Annotated in this window: 16 protein-coding genes, 1 pseudogene and 1 riboswitch; of the genes and pseudogenes, 7 read left to right on the top strand and 10 right to left on the bottom strand. The window is 68.7% G+C overall.

The features are described from left to right. Nucleotides 1-15 precede the first annotated feature (15 nt). Nucleotides 16-573: a 16S rRNA (guanine(966)-N(2))-methyltransferase RsmD gene (gene rsmD, locus BJ987_RS14580; protein WP_209889559.1), complete on the bottom strand. Its 558-nt coding sequence runs from the start codon at nucleotides 571-573 to the stop codon at nucleotides 16-18. Then, nucleotides 570-3,974, bottom strand: coding sequence for a pyruvate carboxylase (locus tag BJ987_RS14575; RefSeq protein WP_209889556.1), 3,405 nt, complete (start codon nucleotides 3,972-3,974; stop codon nucleotides 570-572). Before BJ987_RS14575 ends, rsmD begins: the two co-directional genes overlap by 4 nt. Before the next feature lie 258 nt (nucleotides 3,975-4,232). Then, nucleotides 4,233-4,503, top strand: a riboswitch (cobalamin riboswitch). Between the two features lie 148 nt (nucleotides 4,504-4,651). Here BJ987_RS14575 and metE point away from each other — a divergent pair. From metE to BJ987_RS14560, 3 genes are all read left to right on the top strand, one after another. Further along, entirely contained in the window at nucleotides 4,652-6,901 is a 2,250-nt protein-coding gene (metE, locus tag BJ987_RS14570) for a 5-methyltetrahydropteroyltriglutamate--homocysteine S-methyltransferase (protein WP_209898370.1), read from the top strand. Nucleotides 6,902-7,045: 144 nt separating this feature from the next. Further along, a complete protein-coding gene (locus tag BJ987_RS14565) occupies nucleotides 7,046-7,615 on the top strand; it encodes a TetR/AcrR family transcriptional regulator (protein ID WP_209889553.1) in 570 nt (189 codons plus the stop codon). Further along, entirely contained in the window at nucleotides 7,612-8,142 is a 531-nt protein-coding gene (locus tag BJ987_RS14560) for a hypothetical protein (RefSeq protein ID WP_209889550.1), read from the top strand. The genes BJ987_RS14565 and BJ987_RS14560 overlap by 4 nt, the downstream gene beginning before the upstream one ends. 272 nt (nucleotides 8,143-8,414) lie before the next feature. Here BJ987_RS14560 and BJ987_RS14555 read toward each other — a convergent pair whose 3' ends face one another. The 3 genes and pseudogenes from BJ987_RS14555 to prpB all read right to left on the bottom strand — a co-directional run bounded on the left by BJ987_RS14555 (nucleotide 8,415) and on the right by prpB (nucleotide 10,908). Next, nucleotides 8,415-8,789, bottom strand: coding sequence for an SgcJ/EcaC family oxidoreductase (locus tag BJ987_RS14555; protein ID WP_209889547.1), 375 nt, complete (start codon nucleotides 8,787-8,789; stop codon nucleotides 8,415-8,417). A gap of 83 nt (nucleotides 8,790-8,872) precedes the next feature. Then, a complete protein-coding gene (locus tag BJ987_RS14550) occupies nucleotides 8,873-9,997 on the bottom strand; it encodes a bifunctional 2-methylcitrate synthase/citrate synthase (RefSeq protein ID WP_209889542.1) in 1,125 nt (374 codons plus the stop codon). After that, a pseudogene (prpB, locus tag BJ987_RS14545) lies at nucleotides 9,994-10,908 on the bottom strand (methylisocitrate lyase). Before prpB ends, BJ987_RS14550 begins: the two are co-directional and overlap by 4 nt. A gap of 26 nt (nucleotides 10,909-10,934) precedes the next feature. Here prpB and BJ987_RS14540 point away from each other — a divergent pair. After that, nucleotides 10,935-11,117 (top strand): DUF1737 domain-containing protein, encoded by a 183-nt coding sequence (locus tag BJ987_RS14540; protein WP_209889539.1) that lies wholly within the window; start codon nucleotides 10,935-10,937, stop codon nucleotides 11,115-11,117. A gap of 8 nt (nucleotides 11,118-11,125) precedes the next feature. Here BJ987_RS14540 and prpD read toward each other — a convergent pair whose 3' ends face one another. Next, nucleotides 11,126-12,643 (bottom strand): 2-methylcitrate dehydratase PrpD, encoded by a 1,518-nt coding sequence (gene prpD, locus BJ987_RS14535; RefSeq protein ID WP_209889536.1) that lies wholly within the window; start codon nucleotides 12,641-12,643, stop codon nucleotides 11,126-11,128. A gap of 153 nt (nucleotides 12,644-12,796) precedes the next feature. Here prpD and BJ987_RS14530 point away from each other — a divergent pair, with 153 nt between their 5' ends. After that, a complete protein-coding gene (locus tag BJ987_RS14530; RefSeq protein WP_209889533.1) occupies nucleotides 12,797-14,218 on the top strand; it encodes a short-chain fatty acyl-CoA regulator family protein in 1,422 nt (473 codons plus the stop codon). 1 nt (nucleotide 14,219) lies between these two features. Here BJ987_RS14530 and sigJ read toward each other — a convergent pair whose 3' ends face one another. Then, nucleotides 14,220-15,131, bottom strand: coding sequence for an RNA polymerase sigma factor SigJ (gene sigJ, locus BJ987_RS14525; RefSeq protein ID WP_209889530.1), 912 nt, complete (start codon nucleotides 15,129-15,131; stop codon nucleotides 14,220-14,222). 170 nt (nucleotides 15,132-15,301) lie between these two features. On the opposite strand from sigJ, the gene BJ987_RS14520 reads away from it, so the two are divergent. Continuing rightward, nucleotides 15,302-16,768 (top strand): MFS transporter, encoded by a 1,467-nt coding sequence (locus BJ987_RS14520; RefSeq protein ID WP_307869605.1) that lies wholly within the window; start codon nucleotides 15,302-15,304, stop codon nucleotides 16,766-16,768. Nucleotides 16,769-16,817: 49 nt separating this feature from the next. Here the strand turns inward: BJ987_RS14520 and recG are convergent, their stop codons facing one another. Together recG and BJ987_RS14510 are read right to left on the bottom strand one after the other, a co-directional pair. Continuing rightward, nucleotides 16,818-19,088, bottom strand: a complete 2,271-nt coding sequence (gene recG, locus BJ987_RS14515) for an ATP-dependent DNA helicase RecG (protein WP_209889524.1) — start codon at nucleotides 19,086-19,088, stop codon at nucleotides 16,818-16,820. 47 nt (nucleotides 19,089-19,135) lie between these two features. Then, entirely contained in the window at nucleotides 19,136-20,800 is a 1,665-nt protein-coding gene (locus BJ987_RS14510; RefSeq protein WP_372446864.1) for a DAK2 domain-containing protein, read from the bottom strand. A gap of 324 nt (nucleotides 20,801-21,124) precedes the next feature. On the opposite strand from BJ987_RS14510, the gene rpmB reads away from it, so the two are divergent. Beyond that, nucleotides 21,125-21,313, top strand: coding sequence for a 50S ribosomal protein L28 (rpmB, locus tag BJ987_RS14505; protein WP_209889521.1), 189 nt, complete (start codon nucleotides 21,125-21,127; stop codon nucleotides 21,311-21,313). A gap of 77 nt (nucleotides 21,314-21,390) precedes the next feature. Here rpmB and BJ987_RS14500 read toward each other — a convergent pair whose 3' ends face one another. Continuing rightward, a complete protein-coding gene (locus BJ987_RS14500) occupies nucleotides 21,391-23,061 on the bottom strand; it encodes an MFS transporter (protein WP_209889518.1) in 1,671 nt (556 codons plus the stop codon). Between the last annotated feature and the right edge of the window lie 2 nt (nucleotides 23,062-23,063).

Genomic DNA, 23,063 nt, shown 5'->3' with positions numbered 1-23,063 from the left:
ACGCTATCAGGCCGCTCAGCCGGTGAACTCGGCCAGTTCGATCCGCGTTTCGCCGTACTTGCGGGACTTGGCCGCCGTGTAGCCGGCCGGCCAGACGATCTCGGGTGATCGGATGGAGCGTTCCACGACGACGAGCGCGTCGTGGGCCAGCCAGTGGTGGTCGGCCAGCAGTCGAAGGTCGGCGATGACCGTTTCGGTGTCGACGTCATAGGGCGGGTCGGAGAAGACGAGATCGAATTCACCCGAGCCGCCCCGTTGCAGCACCGAGGCGACCGATCCCAGGCGCAGTTCCGCGCCCGGCAGGCCCAGGGTCCCGATGTTGCCCTGCACGATGGCCGCGGCTTTGCGGTCGGATTCGACCAGCAGGGCGTGGGCGGCGCCACGGGAGATGGCTTCCAGGCCGAGCGCGCCGGAACCGGCGTACAGATCGAGCACCCGGACACCGTCGAGGTCCAGGCGCGCGTCGATGGCGCTGAACAGCGCTTCGCGCACCCGGTCCGAGGTGGGCCGGGTGCCGGCGGGCGGCACCCGCAGGCGCCGCCCGCCGGCCGCTCCCGCGACAATGCGCGTCATTCGGCGGCGGCCTCCGTGAGCGCCAGCTCGACCAGCAGGTCGCCGCCCTCGACCTGCTGCACCGTCGCGATGGCGACGCGCGCGACGGTGCCGGCGCGCGGCGCGGTGATCGCGGCTTCCATCTTCATCGCCTCGATGGTGCCGATGGTGTCGCCCGCCGAGACCGAATCCCCTTCGGACACAGCCAGAGTCACGACACCGGCGAACGGGGCGGCGAGGTGGCCGGCGTTGGACTTGTCGGCCTTCTCGGCGACCGGGACGTCGCTGGCGATGGACCGGTCCCGCACCGCGACCGGACGCAATTGGCCGTTGAGGATGCACATGACGGTGCGCATGCCGCGGTCGTCGGGTTCGGAGATGGCTTCGAGGCCGATGAGCAGGGTGACGCCCTTCTCCAGCTGGACGCGGTGCTCCTCACCGTGGCGCAGGCCGTAGAAGAATTGGTTGGCCGACAGCCCCGAGGTGTCGCCGTACTTCTCCCGGTGTGCCTCGAATTCGGCGGCGGGGCCGGGGAACAGGAGCCGGTTCAGGGTGGTGCGGCGCTCCAGCGACGTGCCCGCCAGACCGGCTTCGTCCGCCGGGGTGAGTTCGGTTTCCGGTTTCGCGGGCCCGCGACCGGCCAGGGCCTTGGTGCGGAAGGGTTCCGGCCAGCCGCCCGCCGGGGTGCCGAGTTCGCCACGGAGGAAACCGATTACGGAGTCCGGAATGTCGTAGCGGCCGGGGTCGGCGGCGAATTCCTCCACGCTGACGCCGGTGCCGACCAGCGCCAAGGCGAGGTCGCCGACCACCTTCGAGGACGGCGTCACCTTGACCAGGCGGCCCAGGAGCCGGTCGGCCGCAGCGTATTTCGCCTCGACCTCTTCGAACTGGTCCCCGAGTCCGAGCGCGATGGCCTGCTGCCGCAGATTCGACAGCTGACCGCCGGGGATCTCGTGGGTGTACACCCGGCCGGTGGGAGCGGGAAGCCCGGATTCGAAGGGGGCGTAGACCTTTCGCAGCGCCTCCCAGTACGGCTCCAGGTCGCAGACATTCTGCAGGTTCAGGCCGGTATCGAATTCGCTGTGCGCGGCGGCGGCCACGATCGCGGACAACGCGGGCTGGCTGGTGGTTCCGGCCATCGCCGCGCTCGCGCCGTCGACCGCGTCGGCACCCGCCTGCCAGGCGGCGAGGTAGGTGGCCAGCTGCCCGCCAGGAGTGTCGTGCGTGTGCACGTGCACCGGCAGATCGAAGTTACTGCGCAGGGCGGTAACGAGTTTCGTGGCCGCCGGTGCGCGCAACAGGCCCGCCATGTCCTTGATCGCGAGCACGTGCGCGCCCGCGTCGACGATCTGCTCGGCCAGCTTCAGGTAGTAGTCGAGGGTGTAGAGGGTCTCGTTCGGGTTCGACAGGTCACCGGTGTAGCTCATCGCGACTTCGGCCAGGGTGCTGCCGGTTTCGCGGACCGCGTCGATGGCCGGGCGCATCTGGTCGACGTTGTTCAGCGCGTCGAAGATCCGGAAGATATCGATACCGGTCGCGGCCGCCTCGGAAACGAAAGCGCGCGTGACCTTTTCGGGGTAAGGGGTGTACCCAACGGTGTTGCGGCCGCGCAGCAGCATCTGCAGGTTGATGTTCGGCACGGCTTCGCGCAGGGCGGCCAGGCGCTCCCACGGGTCCTCGTACAGGAAGCGCAGCGCCACGTCGTAGGTCGCGCCGCCCCAGCATTCGATGGACAGCAGTTCCGGCGTCATCCGGGCGACGTGCCCGGCCACGGCCAGGAGGCCGCTGGTGCGGACGCGGGTGGCCAGCAGCGACTGGTGCGCGTCGCGGAAGGTGGTGTCGGTGACGCCGACCGCCTTCTGCTCCCGCAGCGCCTGGGCGAAACCTTCCGGGCCGAGGCGCAGCAGCTTCTGCCGGGAACCGTCCGGCGGCGGCGCGCTCGAGTCGATGGCGGGCAGTTTGTCGTGCGGGTAGACGGCGCTGCGGCGTTCCCCGTGCGGCTTGTTGACGGTGATGTCGGCCAGATAGTTGAGGATCTTGGTGCCGCGGTCGGCCGAGCCGCGCGACGTCAACAGCTGCGGACGCTCGTCGATGAACGAGGTGGTGACCCGGCCGGCGTTGAAGTCGGCATCGTCGAGCACCGCGAGCAGGAACGGGATGTTGGTCGTGACGCCGCGGATCCGGAACTCGGCGAGGGCGCGCCTGGCTCTGGCGGCCGCGGCGGGCAGGTCGCGACCGCGGCAGGTCAGCTTCACCAGCATCGAGTCGAAGTAGGCGCCGATCTCCGCGCCCAGGTTCGCCCCGCCGTCCAGGCGGATGCCCGCGCCGCCCGGAGTGCGGTACGCGGTGATGCGGCCGGTGTCGGGGCGGAACCCGTTGGCCGGGTCTTCGGTGGTGATCCGGCACTGCAACGCCGTGCCCCGGATGGATACCGAATCCTGGCTCAGGCCAAGGTCTTCCAGGCTCTCCCCGGCGGCGATGCGCAGCTGTGACTGCACCAGATCGACATCGGTGATCTCCTCGGTCACCGTGTGCTCGACCTGGATGCGCGGGTTCATCTCGATGAAGACGTGGTTGCCGCGCTCGTCGAGCAGGAACTCCACGGTGCCCGCGTTGCTGTAGCCGATCTGCCGCGCGAAGGCCACGGCGTCGTTGCAGATGCGTTCGCGCAGCGCCGGGTCCAGGTTGGGCGCGGGCGCGAGTTCGATGACCTTCTGGTGGCGGCGCTGCACCGAGCAGTCGCGCTCGAACAGATGCATCACATTGCCGTGCTGGTCGGCCAGGATCTGCACCTCGATGTGGCGCGGATTGACCACGGCCTGCTCGAGAAACACGGTCGGGTCACCGAAGGCCGACTCGGCCTCGCGGGACGCGGCCTCGATCGATTCGCGCAGCTGCTCGGGTTCGGCGACGCGGCGCATACCGCGCCCGCCGCCGCCCGCGACGGCCTTCACGAAGATCGGGTATTCCAGTTGCCGCGCGGCGGCCAGCAGTTCGTCGATATCGGCCGAAGGCGCGCTGGACTTCAGCACCGGCAGCCCGGCGGCTCTGGCGGCCTCGATGGCCGTGGCCTTGTTGCCCGCCATCTCCAGCACCTCGGCCGACGGGCCGATGAAGGTGATGCCTTCCCGGGCACACGCCGCCGCCAGGTCGGGGTTCTCGGAGAGGAAGCCGTAGCCCGGATAGATCGCGTCCGCGCCGGCGGACTTGGCCGCGTCGATGATCGCGTCGATGGACAGGTACGCCCGCACCGGGTGCCCCTGCTCGCCGATCTGGTAGGACTCGGCGGCCTTCAGACGATGGACCGAGTTGCGGTCCTCGTAGGGAAAGACGGCGACCGTCCCGATGCCCAGTTCGTAGGCCGCGCGGAAGGCGCGGATGGCGATTTCGCCGCGATTGGCAACCAAGACTTTCGAGAACATTGACCCAAGGTACCTGGCGCAGAGCACAGCTCCGACACGGATGCGGGCTTCGCGGTCATCTTCACAACCGGGCCTAGCAGGGTTGCGAAGTTGTGGAAATCGCGGCGTCACATCTCACCGTCCGACCTGGGCGGCGGTGCGCGGGAACGATGGACGCGCGGCACAGCGACATCCTCGAGATCGCGCGGAATATTCGCGGCTCGGCTTATGCTGGACAACGCAGCTGGTTTCTCCGGTGCGCGACGAGTTGGAGCCCCGACGTCACGCATCGGAGTCGAGATCCCTCCGCTGAATCGGGGATCGAGAGGGAACCCGGTGAGAATCCGGGACTGTCCCGCAGCGGTATGCAGGAACGACCGCCGTCATCGAGCACTGGACCGGCCCGTCGCCCGACCGCCACCCTGGTGGGGTCGTCAGCGGAGTCGGGTTGGTCTGGGAAGCGACGGCCAGTAGGTGAGCCCCCGCCCGGGGGTCGGCCAGAAGGCCCGTGCCCGCAAGTCCGAAGACCTGCCAGCTGTGCCGGATACGCCGTATCCGGCGGCCACCGCCTCGTGGAATGGGCGCGCGGACCACCAGTGCTGACGTTTCGGGCTCCGTTCTTCGCGGTTGCCGAAGTGTCCGCTCGGTGCTGCCCGCCCGAACGGCGATGGTTCACGACCCACACAGCACTGGAGAACATCGTGACTGTTACTTCTTCTCCGTTCACCGCAACGGTTCTCGGGCTCCCGCGAGTCGGACCTCGTCGGGAACTCAAGCGAGCCACCGAGTCCTACTGGGCCGGGCGGCTGGACGCGGCCGGGCTGCACGACGTCGCCGCCGCGCTACGTCGCCGGCAATACGACGAATTGGCCGCCGCCGGAATCGATTCGGTGCCGGTCGGCACCTTCTCCTACTACGACCAGATGCTCGATACCGCCGTGTTGCTCGGCGCGCTGCCGCCGCGGGTGGCCGGGATCGAGGACCCGCTGGATCGCTATTTCGCCGCGGCGCGCGGCACCGACACCATCGAACCGCTCGAGATGACCAAGTGGTTCGACACCAATTACCACTACCTGGTGCCCGAAATCGGTGCGGACACAGTCTTTTCGCTGCACGCCGACAAGCTGCTGGCGGAACTGGCCGAGGCGATCGCGCTCGGCGTCCCCGCTCGTCCGGTGGTGATCGGGCCGATCACGTTCCTGAAACTGGCGAAAGCGACCGGCGGCGCGGCACTGAACCGTCTCGATGAACTGGTGCCGCTGTACCGGGAGTTGTTGCGGCAGTTGGCCGCGGCCGGGGCGCAGTGGACGCAGATCGACGAACCGGTGCTGGTCACCGATCTCAGCGCCGCCGAAATCGAGCTGGTGCGAAGCACTTACGCCGAACTGTCGGCCGAGTCCGAGCGTCCGGCGATCCTGGTCGCCACCTATTTCGGTCGACCCGGCTCGACGCTGGACGCTCTGCTGGAAACCGGAATCGAGGGCGTCGCCGTCGATTTCACCGCGATGGCGGCGGCCGATGTTCCCGCGGTGGACAACAAGCTGCTGGTGGCCGGTGTGGTCGACGGCCGCAATGTGTGGCGCACCGACCTCGATCAGGCGCTGGCCACAGTGAGTGGCGTGCGCGCGTCGGCGGTGGCGGTTTCGACCTCCTGCTCACTCCTGCATGTCCCCTACACGCTGGCGGCCGAAACCGGGCTGGACGACCAGCTGCGATCCTGGCTGGCCTTCGGTGCCGAGAAGATCGCCGAGGTGCGGCTGCTGGCCACCGCGCTGCGGTCGGGCCCGGAGTCGGTAGCCGCCGAATTGGCCACGGTCCGTGCCGCTCTGGACTCGCGCCGGAACGACCCGCGGCTAGCCGACCCGCAGGTGCAGGCCCGCCTGGGTGCGCTCGGCGCGGACGCCGACCGGCGCACACCCGCCGCCGAACGCCGCGCCGGCCAGGCCGAGCACCTGCACTTGCCCGTCCTGCCGACCACCACGATCGGGTCCTATCCCCAGACCTCGGCGATCCGGCTGGCCCGCGCGGCCCTGCGCAAAGGCGAGATCGATCAGGCCGAATACGTCCGGCGGATGCGCGCCGAGATCGCGGAGGTGATCGCGCTCCAGGAGAAACTGGGCCTGGACGTGCTGGTGCACGGCGAGCCCGAACGCAACGACATGGTGCAGTACTTCGCCGAACAACTCGACGGGTTCGCCACCACCGAATCGGGCTGGGTGCAGTCCTACGGCACCCGCTGCGTGCGGCCGCCGATCCTGTACGGCGATGTGTCGCGGCGGGCACCGATGACCGTCGACTGGATCAGCTACGCGCAATCGCTCACCGACAAGCCGGTCAAGGGCATGCTCACCGGTCCGGTGACCATTCTCGCCTGGTCGTTCGTGCGCGACGACCAGCCGCTCGCCGACTCCGCCGCCCAGGTGGCACTGGCGATCCGCGACGAAACGGTCGACCTCGAGGCAGCGGGCATCCGCATCATCCAGGTCGACGAACCCGCACTGCGCGAGCTGCTTCCACTGCGTACCGCCGACCAGCCCGGCTATCTGGATTGGTCGGTGCGGGCCTTCCGGCTCGCCACCTCGGGCGTCGCGGACACCACCCAAATCCACACGCACCTCTGCTATTCGGAATTCGGTGAGGTCATCGACGCCATCGCGGGATTGGACGCCGACGTAACATCGATCGAGGCGGCACGCTCCCACATGGAGGTGCTCGACGACCTCAACGCCGCAGGCTTCGACCTCGGCGTCGGCCCGGGCGTCTACGACATCCACTCCCCCCGGGTACCGAGCGTGGACGAAATCACCGCCGCTTTGCGATCCGCGCTGAAAGCCGTTCCCGCTGAACGCCTCTGGGTGAATCCCGACTGCGGGTTGAAGACCCGCGGCGCGGTCGAAGTGGAAGCCTCGCTGCGCAACATGGTGGCTGCCGCACACGCGGTTCGCTAGACGAAGGACCGGCCGCAGGTTCGCCTGCGGCCGGTCGGCACCAGCTCGGTATCCATGCCTGCCGCCTCGATTCGGCGGCTCCAGGCGAGCCAGGGCGCTGAGTCGGGCTTGTTTATGACTGACCGGTCATTCATAATTGAGGGCATGCCGAAGATTGTCGATAAGGTCGCGCGGCGCGAGGAGATTCTCGATGCCGCGGTGAAGGTGTTCGCGCGCAAGGGGTTTGCGGCCTCGCGTATCGAGGATGTGGCGGTGCAGGCGGGGATCGCCAAAGGCAGCGTATATCTGTATTTCGACAGCCGGAGTGCGTTGCTGTCTGGGGTTTTCGAAAGTTACGCCACGAAGTCGGCGCGCGTATTGGCGGAGCTGGGGGGCGGTGCGCCGCTGGAGCGGCTGACCCGGCTGGTCCGGGCGGCCATCGAGATGCTGGCCGCGCATCCGGACCACGCGCGGGTGCTGCTGGACGTGTGGGCATCGAATCCGCCCATCGACATGGCCGCGATGTATCGCGAATATCGGGGCGCGATAGCGGGTTTGCTGGCCGAGGCGGCCGCCGAGGGTGCGCTGCGGCCGGGGATCGGCGCCGAGCACGCCGTGGTGATCGTCGGGGCGATCGAGGGCTGCCTGGTACAGGCCCTGGTCGATCGCGAACTACCGCTGCGGGAGCTGGCCGAACCGGTCATCCAGATCTGCGTGGAAGGGATACGGCGGTGACGCTCACCGATCGCTTGATCGCGCCGAACGCGAGCCGGGGCGAGGTGGTGTGCGGGTTCGGAGCCGCGTTCCTCGGCGCGGCAGTGGTTTTCGGCCTCGGAGTCCATGCCGAACTGGCGCTCTGGCGGGTCGCCGTGCTCGCGGTGATCGCATTCGACCTGTTCGGTGGTGCGGTCGTCAATTCCACTGCCGCCGCGAAACTCTGGTACCACCGGCCGGGGCGCACCGCCCGGCATCATCTCGGCTTCGTCGCCGTGCACATCCAACCGTTCCTGCTCGCCCTGGCGCTGCCCGGCTTCACCTGGCTCGCCGCCGCCACGATCTACGCGGTGGCCCTGCTCGGCGCGCTGATCGTGACCATCTCCGCCCAACCCCTGCGCCGTCCGATCGCCTTCGCCGCCACCGCCTTCGGCATCGCGATCACCTCCGGCCTCCTCACCGTGCCGCACGTCGCAGCCTGGTTCGCACCGGTTCTGCTCATCAAACTGCTGCTGGCACACCTGCTCCCGGAGGAAGCCGCCCGCTGATCATGTCCCGCAATCGGTTTCCGGCTTCGGCTTCGGATGTTGCCTGCGCCGGGAGGTGAAACTCTCACACGCCTCCCCCGCCCGGACCACCGGACGCATCCGCGCTTTCCCGCTGACTCCCAGCCGCCATGACTTCGGATTTTCCGGACAACACACCATGCCGCGCTCCTCGGTCACCCGGGGACCCTGTTGTCCCCTGCTGTAATCCTTCGACGCGGGATTCGGTGATTCGGTTCCGCTATTTCCGCAGAAAGTTGCGGTGGGCGGTACCGTCAGCCGCCGAAGGCGCGGGTGATGGCGGCCATGTCGAAGTAATCGCGCCACGCTGTGATCAGACCGTCGTGGACTTCGAAGACGCCGACGACCGGCAGCGGGGTGTCGCGGCCGTCTCTGCCGCGCAGGGTGTCGGTGCGCTCGTTCATGACGGTGGCGCCGTTGCTCACCTGCAGGTGGATATCGAAATCGATGCCGGTGAAGGGCACGAGCATGCTGGTGACGAACTCGGTGATCGCGGCCCGGCCCACCACGGGCTCCATCGGAATGTTGTGGTACACGGCGTCTTCGGCGAAGTATTCGGCGATCGCGGCAGGGTCGGGGTCCGACCAGGCCTGGCACATGGCGCGGACGAGGTCGTCAGGGCTGGTCATCGGGGCGACTCACTTTCCTTCGGGCTGAGCCTCCGATTCAACCAAACAATCGCTTGGTTGAACATGGATTGCCGGGATCGCCTTCAGCCGCGCGCACCCGCCGAACGCAGATCACGCTGTGGCACACCGGTGTATTCGGACAGTGGGCGGATCAGAGCGTTGGAGGCGGTTTGCTCGGCGATGTGCGCGGTCCACCCGACGATGCGGCTCATGACGAAGATCGGCGTGAACATGTCGATGTCGAAACCCATCAGGTAGTAGGTGGGACCGGCCGGAAAGTCGAGATTCGGTTCGATGCCGGTGGCCTCGGCCATGGCTCGCTCGAGTTCGGTGTACAGGCGCAGCCAGCGTTCACCGCCGGTTACCTCGGCGACCTCCGCGAACGCCGCTCGCATGGTCGGGACGCGGGAGTCACCGTGCTTGTAGACGCGGTGACCGAAACCCATCACCTTCTGTTTCGCGGCGAGCTTGGCGCGCAACCACTCTCGCGCGTTGCCGGGCTCGCCGATCTCCAGCATGGCGCGCATGACGGCCTCGTTCGCACCGCCGTGCAGCGGACCCTTGAGCGCACCGATGGCGGCGGTCACCGCGCTGTACAGGTCCGAACAGGTGGAGGTCACCACGCGGGCGGTGAAGGTGGAGGCATTGAAACTGTGCTCCGCGTAGAGAATCAACGATATTTCGAAAGCGCGGACCAGCCGGGCGTCGGGGAACTCGCCGAAGCACATGTACAGAAAGTTCTCGGCGAAGCCCAGCTGCGAATGCGGCGCGACCGGGTCCAGGCCGCGGCGCCGCCGCATGTCGGCCGCGATCACGGTGGGCAGCACCGCGGTCAGCCGTAATGCCTTGTCCGACAGCGATCGCGGTTCGGCCGACTCGGCCTCGGGGTCCTCGGTGCCGAGATAACTCACCACCGTGCGGACCACATCCATCGGATGGCAGGAATCCGGCATCTTCCCGATCAGGGACAGAATGGACCGGTCGACCCGCCGCCAGGCCCGCTCGCGCCGGCACAGCAGCTCCAGCTCGGCGACTCGCGGAAGTTCCCCGTACCACAGCAGATACGCCACCTCCTCGAAGGAGCAGTGCCGCGCCAGCTCCTGCACCGCGTAGCCGCGGTAGGTCAGCGAATTGGTCTCCGGCACCACCTTGGAGATGGCCGTGGTGTCGACGACCACCCCCGCCAGGCCCTTCTTGATCTCGCTCATGCTTCACCCGTCGTCGTGAAATCGAAGATTCCGGCATCGAATTCGTTGTAGCGCTGGTAATTCAGCAGTTCGTAGAGCCGGGATCGGTGCTGCATGCGCTCCAGCAGACCGGATTGCGTTCCGGTCGCGGCGATGTCGCGCAGTCCGCGCTCCACCGCGTACATCGCCAACCGCAGCGTGGTGACCGGATAGATGACCGCGTTTTAGCCCAGACTCTCCAGCTCGGCCGCCGGGAGCAGCGCGGACTTGCCGAACTCGGTCATGTTCGCCAGCAGCGGGATATCCACCGAGGCACGGAATTTCGCGAACTCGGCCGCATCCGCCAGCGCCTCGGTGAAGATCAGGTCGGCGCCGGCGTCGGCGTAGGCCTTTGCCCGGTCGATGGCGGCCGCCAACCCCTCGGTCCCGCGGGCGTCGGTCCGCGCGCAGACGACGAAGTTCGGGTCACGCCGCGCCGAGACCGCGGCTCGCACCCGCCGCACCATCTCCGCGACGGGCACCACCGCCTTGCCGTCGAGATGCCCGCACCGCTTCGGATTCACCTGATCCTCGAGGTGGCACCCCGCCAGCCCGGCATCCTCGAGCAGGCTCACCGTGCGCGCCGCGTTCATCGGCTCGCCGAAACCGGTGTCGGCATCGATCAGCACCGGCAGATCGGTGACCCGCGCGATCTGCCGACCCCGCTCGGTCACTTCGGTCAGCGTGGTCAGTCCGATATCGGGCAACGCGAGTTCGGCGGAGAGCACCGCACCCGAGACGTACACTCCCTCGAATCCCAGCTCCTGGATCAGCGCGGCGACGAGCGGGTTGAACGCGCCGGGCAGCCGCTGGATCCGTCCGGACGCCAGCCCGGCCCGGAATGCGGCCCGTTTGCCCGCCGCGCCGGTCGCGGCCGTGGCGACCGGGTTCACCGCCCCCACCGTCCTAGGCTGATCCCATGTCCGCCGACCAACCGCTGCGCTACCGGCTGATCACCGGAGTGGATGACGCCGTGTTCTGCAAACGAATCAGCGATCTGCTCGATGAGGGTTACCGCCTGCACGGGCCACCCGCGGTGACCTTCAACGGCACCGCTGTCATCGCCGCCCAGGCCCTGGTCTGGGGCGGGTTCATGGAGTAGGCCGGGCATCAGAAGATCCCCTCGCGGATCGCGGCCGCCCGGCCGAGCACCTCGGGTGCGACAGCGAAGGTCAATTGATCGAGCTCGCCCGCGGCCAGCTCCGGCGTACGCTCCGCGGCGTCGAGAAAGCGGTCCTGCTCTCCGGGATCGATGACTCCGTCCGCGAGCGTGCGGAACTTGTCGATGTACTGTGCCCGGCCGAACGGGCGCGCCCCGAGCGGATGCGCGTCGGCCACGGCGAGTTCGTCGGCGATGGTTTCCCCGCTGCGCAGCGTGACCACGGCCCGAGCACCGAAGGCCTTCCGCGCCGGATCATTCGAGTGGTAGCGCCGCGTCCACTCCGGGTCCTCGACCGTCGAGATCTTGTGCCACAGCGCGACGGTGTCCGGGCGCTGCGCGCGTGCGGGCGCGTAGGAGTGTTCGTGATGCCAGGCGCCGTCTTGCAACGCGACCGCGAAGATGTACATGACCGAGTGGTCCAGGGTCTCGCGACTGGCGCGCGGATCGAACTTCTGCGGGTCGCCGGAGCCGGTGCCGATCACGACGTGGGTGTGGTGACTGGTGTGCAGCACGATCGAGTCGATTCGATCGAGATCGCCGATCGCCGAACGCATCCGGCGGGCCAGGTCGATCAGCGCCTGGCTCTGGTATTCGGCGGAGTGCTCCTTGGTGTAGCTGTCCAGGATGGCGCGCTTGGCCTCGCCCGGACCGGGCAGCGGTACGTGGTATTCCGCGTCCGGACCGCCCAGCAGCCACGCGATGACACCGTCCGCGCCCTCCCAGATCGGTGCGGGCGCGCCCTCCCCGCGCATCGCTCGATCGACCGCTTCCACGGCCATCTTCCCCGCGAACGCGGGCGCGAAGGCCTTCCAGCTGGAGATCTCGCCCTTGCGGGATTGCCGCGTCGCCGTCGTCGTGTGCAGTGCCTGCCCGACGGCCTGATAGATCGTCTCGGTGTCGAGTCCGAGCAGCGTGCCGATGCCCGCGGCCGCGGACGGACCGAGATGCGCGACGTGGTCGATCTTGTGCTCGTGCAGGCAGATTCCGCGCACCAGATCGATCTGGATCTCGTACCCGGTGGCCAGGCCCCGGATCAGGTCCGCGCCGCCGCGCCCGGTGTGCTGGGCGACAGCGAGAATCGGCGGGATGTTGTCGCCGGGGTGGGAGTAATCGGCGGCCAAGAACGTGTCGTGGAAGTCGAGTTCCCGCACCGCGACGCCGTTGGCCCAGGCCGCCCACTCCGGCGAGATACGTTCGGGGCGGCCGAATACCGTTGCGCCGAAACGGCCCTCGCGCACCCGGTACGGCTGCGCCAGCGCTTGCGCCCGGGCGCTCGCCACCGGTCGGCGTACCAGCGCGGCCGCCGCTACCGCCGCGTTGTCGATGATCCGGTTCACGATCATCTCGCAGACCTGCGGGGATACCGCGACCGGATCCGTAGCAACTTCCGCGATCTTGGTTGCCAGATGTTCCGCGCGCGGCAGCTGTTCCGCCGCAGGGCGGGCGCGTACGATATGAGTCTTCATCCGTCCTCCGAAGTCACCGGCGGCGTCCTCCGCCGTACTTCGCACGCTACGCATGGGCGTTTATTCGCAAAACACCTTGCACCAGTAGATTTTTGCGGGCGATAACCCCGCATTCTGCGATGTTTGCGAAGCCTGAGGGCTACCATCCCTTTCGTGCGCAAGATGTACGCGGGAGCCCGGTTGCGGCGATTGCGCGAGGAACGGCGGATGACCCAGGCGGCACTGGCCAAGTCGCTGGATCTCTCGCCCAGCTATCTCAATCAGCTCGAACGCGATCAGCGTCCGCTCACCATTCCGGTGCTGCTGAAACTGAATTCGACGTTCGATCTCGACGTGCAGTTCTTCGCCGCCGACTCCGACGCCCGGCTGGTCTCGGACCTGCACGAGGTGCTGGTCGACGCGGCCGGCGGCGACAGCGCACCGCTGACCGAGGTGGAGGAACTGGCCACCCGGCAGCCGGAGGTCGCGCGCATCCTGGTCGCCATGCACCGGCGGTTACGCGCCGCCACAGACCAACTCGACCTGCTGTCCTCCCGGGTCACCGCCCCGATGGGCGTACCGGGCGTGCCGATGCCCTACGAAGACGTCCGGGACTTCTTCTACGACCACCACAATCACATCCCGCACCTCGACCTGCTCGCCGAGCACCTGTTCGAGGAGTCCGGGCTGACCATCGGCTCGCTGGACCGGCAGCTGGCCCGGATCGCGGACGAACGCGCGGGCGTCACCGTCCTGGTGCGCGGCGACGGCGCGGATCCGTCCATCCCCAAACGCCACTACGATCCGGACAGCCGAACCCTCACCCTGGCCCGGCGCTTGCGCCCCGGGCAGCGCGCCTTCCAGATCGCCACCACCCTCGGATTCCTGCTCTACGGCAACGATCTGAACGCGGTACTCGACGAAACCCCCTCGCTGTCCGGAGAATCGCGCGCGCTCGCCCGGATCGGCCTGGCCAACTATTTCGCGGGGGCGCTGGTCCTGCCCTACGGCCGGTTCCTGCGCTCGGCCGAGGAACTGCGCTACGACATCGACCTGCTCAGCCTGCGTTTCGAGGTCGGCTTCGAAACCATCTGCCACCGGCTGAGCACCCTGCAGCGGCAAGGGCAGCGCGGAGTGCCGTTCTTCCTGGTCCGCACCGACCGGGCGGGCAATATCTCTAAACGCCAGTCCGCCACCGCGTTTCACTTCTCCCGGGTCGGCGGAAGCTGCCCGCTGTGGGTGGTGCACGAGGCGTTCGCGCATCCGGGCCGGGTACTCACCCAGATCGCGGCCATGCCGGACGGGCGGCGTTACCTGTGGATCGCGCGCACCACCGCGACCGCGCCGCACGGATATGGCACGGCGACAAAGAATTTCGCGATCGGCCTGGGCTGCGATATCGAATACGCCGACCGGCTGGTGTATTCCACCGGGCTGCAACTCGACGAACCGGCCGCGGCGGTGCCGATCGGCGCGGGCTGCAAGGTGTGCGATCGACCCGCCTGCCCGCAGCGCGCCTTCCCGCAGATCGGCGCGCCGCTCTCGGTCGCCGAGCACACCAGCACCGATCTGCCCTATCCCCGGGTGGGCGGGTGAGTTACGCGTCGATGTGCGTCAGCTTCTCCGGATTCCGGACCGCGTAGATGCCGCGGACCTTCTCGGTGTCCGGATCGATGTCGAGCACCACGACCGCGAAAAGCGAACGGCCGGAAAGGATCACCGCCGAGGGATCGCCGCCGACCCAGCGGTGCTCGATGCCCAGCTCGGGCACCCCGGTGACCACCGGGCTGGTGATCAGGCGCGCGATCTTGTCCGCGCCCTGAATCGGGCGCAGCGCGGCCCGCGACTTGCCGCCGCCGTCGGACCAGAAGGTCACATCCGGGGCCAGCAGTTCCAGCAGCGCGTTCACGTCGCCGCCGACCTGCGCGGCCAGGAACCGCTCGGTCACCGCGCGCTGCGTCCGCGGGTCGGCCTGGTAGCGGGGACGCCGGGCGTGCACGTGGGCACGTGCCCGGTGTGCGAGCTGGCGGATCGCGGTGGTCTCCCGGCCCAGGATCTCGCCGATCTCGGCGTGCGGATAACCGAAGACGTCGTGCAGGACGAAGACCGCGCGTTCCAGCGGCGACAGCGTTTCCAAGACCACCAGCATCGCCATGGACACCGATTCCGCCCGCAGTGCGGGGTCGGCCGGGTCGGCACTGTCGCGGACCTCCGGAGTATCGGAGACCAGCGGCTCGGGCAGCCAAGGGCCGACATAGGTTTCGCGCCGTCGCGCCAGGACCGCGCGCCGGGCGAGCGCGTTGTTGACCGCGATCCGCACCAGGTACGCGCGCGGGCTGGTGATCGCCGCGGCGCCGGGCCGATTGCGCGGCACCCAGGCCAGCCAGGTGTCCTGGAGCACGTCCTCGGTGTCGGCGACGGTGCCCAGCAGGTTGTACACGATGGAGAACAGCAGTTCCCGATGCTCGGCGAAGATCCGGGTCGCCTCGTCGCCGACGCTGTCGCTCATCTGGCCTCCTCTGTTCCGGTGTCGCTCCTTAGAGGGAACTCGCCGCCCGGAACGTGACATCTTCGGCCCCGTGTGATCCGACTCTCACGATGTCACGCCCACCCGGTCCGGCCCGCTCTGGGTTCGGGAACGGACGAAAACGCGTCCGGACCCCGGGAGAGGACATCGCAGTGCAGTCATCCACCGAATCACCCTCGTATCTGGCGACCCGTCGCGGCAAGCTGACGCTGGCCTTGCTGTGCACCGTCGCCTTCCTCGACTTCGTCGACGGCTCCATCGTCAATGTCGCCTTGCCGGCCATTCAGCGTGAACTCGGCTTGCCGGTGTCCACGCTGCAATGGGTGACCAGCGGCTACCTGCTCACCTACGGCGGTCTCATGCTGCTGGGCGGGCGGCTGGCCGACCTGCTCGGCCGCCGTCGCGTGCTCATCGCGGGCACCGTGCTCGTGGCGGTCGCCTCCGCGGTCGGCGGGCTCTCCGACAGCGCCGGACCGCTGATCGGCGCACGGCTGATGCAGGGCGTAGGTGCGGCGCTGATGCTGCCCGCGGCGCTGTCGATCCTGACCACCAGCTTCCGCGAGGGTTCGGACCGGCACACCGCGCTCAGCGTGTGGGGTGGTGCCGCCGGATTGGCCTCGGCCGCTGGAGTTTTCCTCGGCGGGCTGCTCAGCGAGGGTCCGGGCTGGCGCTGGGTGTTCTACGTCAACACCCCGGTCTGTCTGCTGGTGCTGGCGGTCGTTCCGGCGCTGATTCCCGACGACAAGCGCAACGAAATCCGCGGCGGCTTCGACGTTCTCGGCACGGCGCTGGGTACCGGCGGGCTGATGCTGCTGGTGTACGGCCTGGTCGAGGCGCCCGAGCACGGCTGGGGCGCGGCCCGCACGATCGCGCTGCTCGGCGCGGCCGCGGCTCTGCTGATCGGTTTCCTGATCAACGAACGCCGCACCGCCGATCCCCTGGTTCCGCTGTCGATTTTCCGCGTCCGCGGCCTGGCCGCCGCCAACCTGACGCATCTGACGCTCGCGGCGGGCATGCTGGCGATGTTCTTCTTCGTCACGCTGTACATGCAGTCGGTGCTCGGGTATAGCGAACTCCAAGCCGGTAACGCCTATCTGCCGATCAGCCTGACCATCGGCATCGCCGCCGGACTGGCCGCGAAACTCTTCCCGCGCATCGGAACTCGTCCGGTCATCGTCGCGGGCGCGGCGATCTGCGGGCTCGGCCTGATCCTGCTGTCGAGGATTCCGACCGACGGCTCCTACCTGACCGACGTGCTGCCCGGCATGATGATCATGGCGGTCGGCGCGGGCGCGGTCTTCGTCGCCAACACCACCGCCGCCAATGCCGGTGTGCCCGCCGAACAGGCCGGACTGGCCGCGGCACTGCTGAATACGGCCCAGCAGATCGGCGGCGCGCTCGGTATCGCCGTCCTCACCGCCGTCGCGACCTCCCGTACCGCCGCGCAGGCGGCCGCCGGGCATCCGCCGCTGGACGCGATGACCTCCGGGTTCCAGCGGGCGCTGCTGATCGGCGGCCTCATCTCGATAGCCGCCGCGGTCATCGGAATGTGGACGGCGGATTCGCGCGGCGAGCAGGGAGACGCCGCCGCTCCGCGTACGGACGCCGTTGCCGTGTAGGCGAACAGCACCGGGCGGATATCGAGGGCGATATCCGCCCGAGGCGATGTCAGGACTTCGCCAAGTACTCCAGGCGCTCGGCGTCGACCGCGGCGCTCATCATGCCCGCCAACCCTGGATGGTTCTTCAGTCCCGGATCGGCTTCGACCAGCTCACGCGCCAAATCCTGTGCCGCCGTGATGACTTCGAGGTCGTCGAGTAGCGAGAGCAGGCGCAGTGAGCGGGCCGTGCCGGACTGGGCGGCGCCGAGCACGTCACCCTCGCGGCGCTGCCGCAGATCGAGCACGGACAGTTCGAAGCCGTCGGTGGTCCCGGCCACCGCTTCCAGGCGCGTCATCGCCGAACCGCCGGGCGAAGCATCGGTGATGAGCAGACAGAGCCCGGCGTGTTTGCCGCGGCCGATGCGCCCGCGCAGCTGATGCAGCTGGCTGACGCCGAAGCGGTCGGCGTCCACGATGACCATGACCGTCGCGTTAGGCACGTCGACGCCGACCTCGACCACGGTGGTGCACACCAGCACGTCGATGTCACCCGCGTTGAAATCGCGCATCACCTGGTCTTTTTCGTCCGACGGCAGGCGGCCGTGCAGCAAGCCGACACGAACTTTCGACAGCGGGCCGGTGCGCAGACTGTCGAAGACGTCGAGCGCGGCCGCCGTGGTCGGCGCCTCCTTCTCCTCGTCCTTCTTGCCCTTCTTGCCTTTGCCCGAACCACTTTCCTCGTCGTCGCCGATGCGCGAACACACCACATAGGCTTGCCGACCGGCCTCGACTTCCTCCAGGATGCGTTCCCACGCCCGGTCCACCCAGGCCGGATGCTGTTTGCGCGGAACGACTTTCGAGGTGATCGGCGACCGGCCGCGCGGCAGTTCGGTGAGCGTGGAGGTTTCCAGATCACCCAGCGTCGTCATCGCGATGGTGCGCGGAATCGGGGTCGCGGTCATCACCAGCAGATGCGGGCTGACGCCCTTTTTCGCCTTGGCGCGCAACGCGTCTCGCTGTTCGACACCGAACCGGTGCTGTTCGTCGACGATCACCATGCCGAGATCGAAGAACTCCACCGCGTCCTGAATCAGCGCGTGCGTGCCGATGACGATGCCCGCCTCGCCGGTCACCGCGTCCAGCAGCGCCGCCTTCTTCGCCGGCGCGGACATCGATCCGGTCACCAGCACGACCTTCGTCGCCTGCTCGGCCGCGCCCAGCTCCCCCGCCGTCCCGAGCTCGCCGAGCATATTCCGCAGCGACCGATAGTGCTGGGCGGCAAGCACTTCCGTCGGCGCGAGCAGAGCGCACTGCTGACCGGCGTCGACCACCTGGAGCATGGCGTGCAGCGCCACGATGGTCTTACCCGAACCCACCTCGCCTTGGAGCAGCCGGTGCATCGGCTGTACCCGCGACAGATCGTCGGAGATTTCCGCGATCACCTGCCGCTGACCCGCCGTCAACTCGAACGGCAACTTCTTCTCGAACGCGGCGGCGATACCGTCGGCCCGCGGCGGGCAGGGTCGCGCCGTGCGGCCCGAGATCTCGTGCCGGCGTTCGGCCAGCACCAGCTGCAACGCCAGCGCCTCGTCGAAACGCAACCGCTCCTTGGCCTGGTCGATATCGGTCTTGCGCTCCGGCAGATGGATCAGCCGCAGCGCGTCGGACACCGCCATCAGCGCGCGGTCCCGGCGAACCTCTTCCGGCAGTGGATCATCGATCGGGTCGAGCTGTTCGAGCACCTGCCGCACACAGGCCAGCAGATCCCAGCTCTGCACCTTCGCCGTCGCCGGGTAGACCGGGATGAACTCCCGTTCCATGAACGAGACGTCCACGCCCCCGGCGCCTTTCGCGCTCTCGGCGAGCCCGCGCAGGTCACCGCCGCCGCGCACCTTGGTGAAGGTGCCGACCGAATCGTCCTCCGCCTCGGGCAGGATCAGATAGCCGGGATGGCTGAGGTTCCAGCTGCCGGGCCGCCAGTAGCTGACGGTGCCCGACATCATCGCCCGAAGACCTTCTTTGACAACGTATTTCACCTTGTCACCGTTGAAGAAGGTGACCTCGACCGGCTTTCCCGCACCGGTGTCCAGCTGCACCTTGAGCAGCGAACCGCGCCGGTTGCGCATCGGCTTCAACTCGGTCTTGGCGATCCGCCCGACCACGGTGATGTGCGCGCCGTCCTCGGGCTCGTTCTCGGTGAGCGGCTGCCCCTGGGTGGCGTACCGCAGCGGATAGTGGCGCAGCAGATCCTCGACGGTGTTCATATCGAAGGCCTCACCCAGTTTCTCGGCCGCTTTCACACCGAGGACGTGGTCCAGCCGGTCACCAAGTGTCGCCATGCCTCATTCCTGTCTGTGCCTGAGTCGCGATGTTCACGACGCGAGGTTCATTCCACGCCGATCTGCACCAGATCACCGTGCTGCCCACCGGAATACACCATCACCTCGACACCGGGGAAACCTTGCCCGATGTGCTCGGCCAGGTCGTCGGCCAGCCCGTCCGGCGCGTCCGCGCCCAGCAGCAGCGTGACCAATTCACCGCCCAGCCCGAGCATGCGGTCCAGCAGCGTCCGGCCCGCCGCGCGCACGTCGTGGTCGATCACCACGACGTCGTGGCCGACCAGGCCGAGCCCGTCACCCGCCTCGCACGTGCCGACCATGGTCAGCGCGCGCTCCCGCGCGGCGCGCAGCGAACCCCACCGGGTCGCCGCGGCGGCTTCGGACATGGCGAACGCGTCGTCGACCGCGATCCGGCCGCGATCGTGGACGGCGGCGGCCGCCAAGCCCTGGACCATCGATCCACTCGGCAGGAGCAGTACGTCGCGGTGCGCGTCACGGGCCGCGACACCGACGGCGACGAGCTCGTGGGCGGGCAGCGCGCCGTTGGGCAGGACCATGACTTCCCGGTTCGGCATGGCCCGGATCGCGGCGAGCAACGCCTGCGCGGTAACCGGTTCGTCCTCGAGCACGACCGCCCCGGCCGCTTCGAACAACGCGGCGGCGCCCGCACCCGTGGCGACCGCGAGGATCCCGCGCGCGTTCGGCCCACTCGTTTCCGTGGGGGCCGCCGCACAGTCCCCCGCGCCGGCCTGGACGGGAGCGGTGACCGCGAAACTCTCGATACGGATGCGACTCACGGTGCCCGCGGCCAAACCCGCCTCCACCGCGGCTCCCGCGTCGACACAGTGCACATGCGATGACCACACACCCGCGCCGTCGCCGACCACGACCACCGAATCCCCCAGTTCGGACAAGCGGTCGCGCAACCGCGCGATGCGTGCCTCGTCGGTGTCGGTGAGCAGATACATCACCTCGAAATGCGGGTCGTCCGCGGCACTTTCCGGGGCCGTGGTGGGCGCACCGGCCAGTCCGGCGGCGCTGTCGTGAGCGCCGGGCAGATATTCGGGCCGGGCCGGTGCTTCGCCGGTGGCCACGGTGACCAGCCCGTCCAACAGGACAAGTAGCCCGCGCGCCCCCGCGTCGACGACTCCGGCCGCGCGCAGCACTCCGAGTTGGGCGGGCGTGTCGTTCAGCGCCTTCGCCGCGCCGTCGGCGGCGGCCACCGCCACCCCGGCCAACGTGCTGTCGGGGCACTCGGCGGCGCAACCGGCGGCGTAGTCCAAGACGGTGAGCATGGTGCCCTCGACCGGCACGCTCAGTGATTCGCGCACCAGCACCGCGCCCCGGCGCAGCGCCAGCCGCAACGTGTCCGCGGTGAGCGGGCCTTCGCGCACGGCTTCGGCGATGCCGCGCAGCACCTGGGTGAGGATGATGCCCGAATTGCCGCGCGCGCCCGAGGTGGCGCCCCGGGCCATGGCCGCCGCGACCTCGGCGGCGGCGATCTCCGTCACACCCTGGGCGGCGGTTTCGGCCGTGCCCTGCGCCGCGCGCATCGTGGCCAGCAGATTGGTCCCGGTGTCGGAATCGGCGATCGGGAAGACATTGAGGGCATTGATCTCGGCGCGCCGCAGCTCCAGACCTTCGACGCAGATCCGGCCCCAACGCAGTAGAACCGCACCATCGATCACCTCCCGCGCTCCGGGCACCGGCACCTCGCTTTCCCGTCTCGACGCGTGTTCCCCGCCAGGTTAGCGGGCGTTACCGACAGCACAGGGCCTGGACCGGAGGAGGTGGGTGCCCGGCACGTGCCTCCCGCCCGCTAGACTGGATCCCGCATATCGGCCACTTCGGCCCACCTCCCCGAACCATCGGTTTGGTGGAACCGGGCTGCGTTAGCTACCCTTGCAGGGTTGCCTCGCGCGGCCTTGGCCGGTTCGCGCTGGCCGGCGTCAGTCGGCAAGGCAGAAGACATTGTTTCCAGGACATGCTGCGTCGGTCGTAGCGGTCCCCCACTAGACATGAAGGAGTTCGCGACTATGGCTGCCGTCTGCGACGTCTGCGCCAAGGGCCCCGGCTTCGGGAAGTCGGTCTCGCACTCGCACCGGCGTACCAACCGTCGCTGGAACCCGAACATCCAGACCGTGCGCGCGCAGGTTGCCCCCGGCAACACCCGCCGCATGAACGTGTGCACCTCCTGCCTGAAGGCCGGCAAGGTCACCCGCTGAGCGTTTGCGAGCAACGCCCCGGTTCATCCGTCCTGGATGACCGGGGCGTTTCTTTTTGTGGGACCAGCGTTGTGTGACTAGCGGCGTCGTCGAGCCAGCAACAGGACGCTGGTCAGGGAAACGAGCCCGAGCAGGACGATCACCGTCACCCGGAAGGCCGTGACGAAGACCGTGCCCGAGAGACTGCGTGCGGTGGCCTGCACGACCGGGGTCACCTGCTCGGCGGTCTTGGCCGCCCCCGGCTGCCGCGCCGCGGCATTGGAGTGGTCGCAGCCGTCGGGCGTTCGTTCCGGGGTGGGCGATTGCAGTTGCAAGATCGCGCACCGGGCGAATTCGTCGGTGATGCCCGAGGCGAAAGGTGTCACCGTCGTGAGTTGCCGCTGCAACCGCGGTCGTTCCTGACTCACCGCCCCCGGCGCGGCGACCGCGATGGCGTGGAAGAACAAAACCCCGATCAGCGCCACGCCGAGCGAGTTTCCGACCTGCTGCGCGGTCGGCACGAGGCCGGAGGCGGAGTCGATGAACCGGCGCGGCGCGGCCGCGACGACCGCGATCTGTAAGCGCGCGGCCGCCGCGCCCACACCCAACCCGCCCAGGATCAACGGGATCAGCAGCACCGGCCACGAGAGTGTGGCGGGTGCCGGCCGCAGCGCCGGCAGCCAGCCGATCAGCAATACACCGAACAGCGCACAGCCGATACCGATCAGCCGATTGCCGAACCGGCCCGCCAACCGGGGCGCGGACAGTGCCCCCAGGACAGCACCCGCCGAGAACGGCAACGTCGCCACGCCCGTACGCAGTGCGCTGTAGCCGAGCCCGAACTGCAGCGTCACCGACATGGTGAACAGATACGCGCCGAAGACGCCGTACACCACCACACATGCCAGGATCCAGCCGAAAAACCCTGGCGCCGCGAGCAATCCGGGATCGATAAGCGGAGTTCCGCCGCGTGCGGCCTCCCGCCGTTCGTGGACGACGAAGACCACGAAGATCAGCAGCGCGGCCGTCAGCATCGCCAGAATCGGTAGCGACCATCGGTGTTCGCGGCCGATCGAAAGCCCGTAGACGAGCAGGAACAGACCCGCCGTGGCCAGTACCGCGCCGGTCGCGTCCACTGCGCATCGCTCCCGCACCACCGTTCCGCACAGGTGCCGCACCGCCAGCGCCAGCGCCAACGCGCCGGGGATCACATTCACCAGGAAGATCGAACGCCAGGACAGGCCGAGGGGATCCGCGCCGAGCAGCACGCCGCCGAGCAACGGACCCAGCATGGCCGCGGTGCCCGCCGTCGCGCCGTAGAGCGCGAACGCCAGGTTGCGGCGCGCGGGGTCGGCGAACCGCGCGCTGATGATCGCGATCGGTTGCGCCGAGACGGCCCCGGCCGCGGCCCCCTGTAGGACGCGCGCGGCGATGAGCGCGAGCGGAGTCGGCGCCGAGCCGCACAGCACCGAGGCCGCGACGAAGACGCCGAGCGCGACGGTGAAGAAGCCGCCGCGCCCCCAGCGCATCCCCAGGCGCGCGCTCGGCAACAGCGCACACGCCAGCGCGACGGTGTATCCGGTGAGCATGAGCGAGGATTCGGCCGAACTCGCCCCCAGGTCGCGGACGATATCCGGAATCGCGACGGTCACGATCGTCGCATCGACCATTTGCATGAAGACGGCGATGAACACCGCCACCACCCCGGCCCACACGGCGGAGGTCCGGGTGGGACGCGGGGTCTCGAGGGAGACGTCGAGGGCGCTCACGG

Source organism: Nocardia goodfellowii, from assembly GCF_017875645.1.
In the GTDB taxonomy this organism is placed as follows: Bacteria; Actinomycetota; Actinomycetes; order Mycobacteriales; family Mycobacteriaceae; genus Nocardia; species Nocardia goodfellowii.
This window is presented reverse-complemented; position numbering and strand designations above follow the sequence as displayed.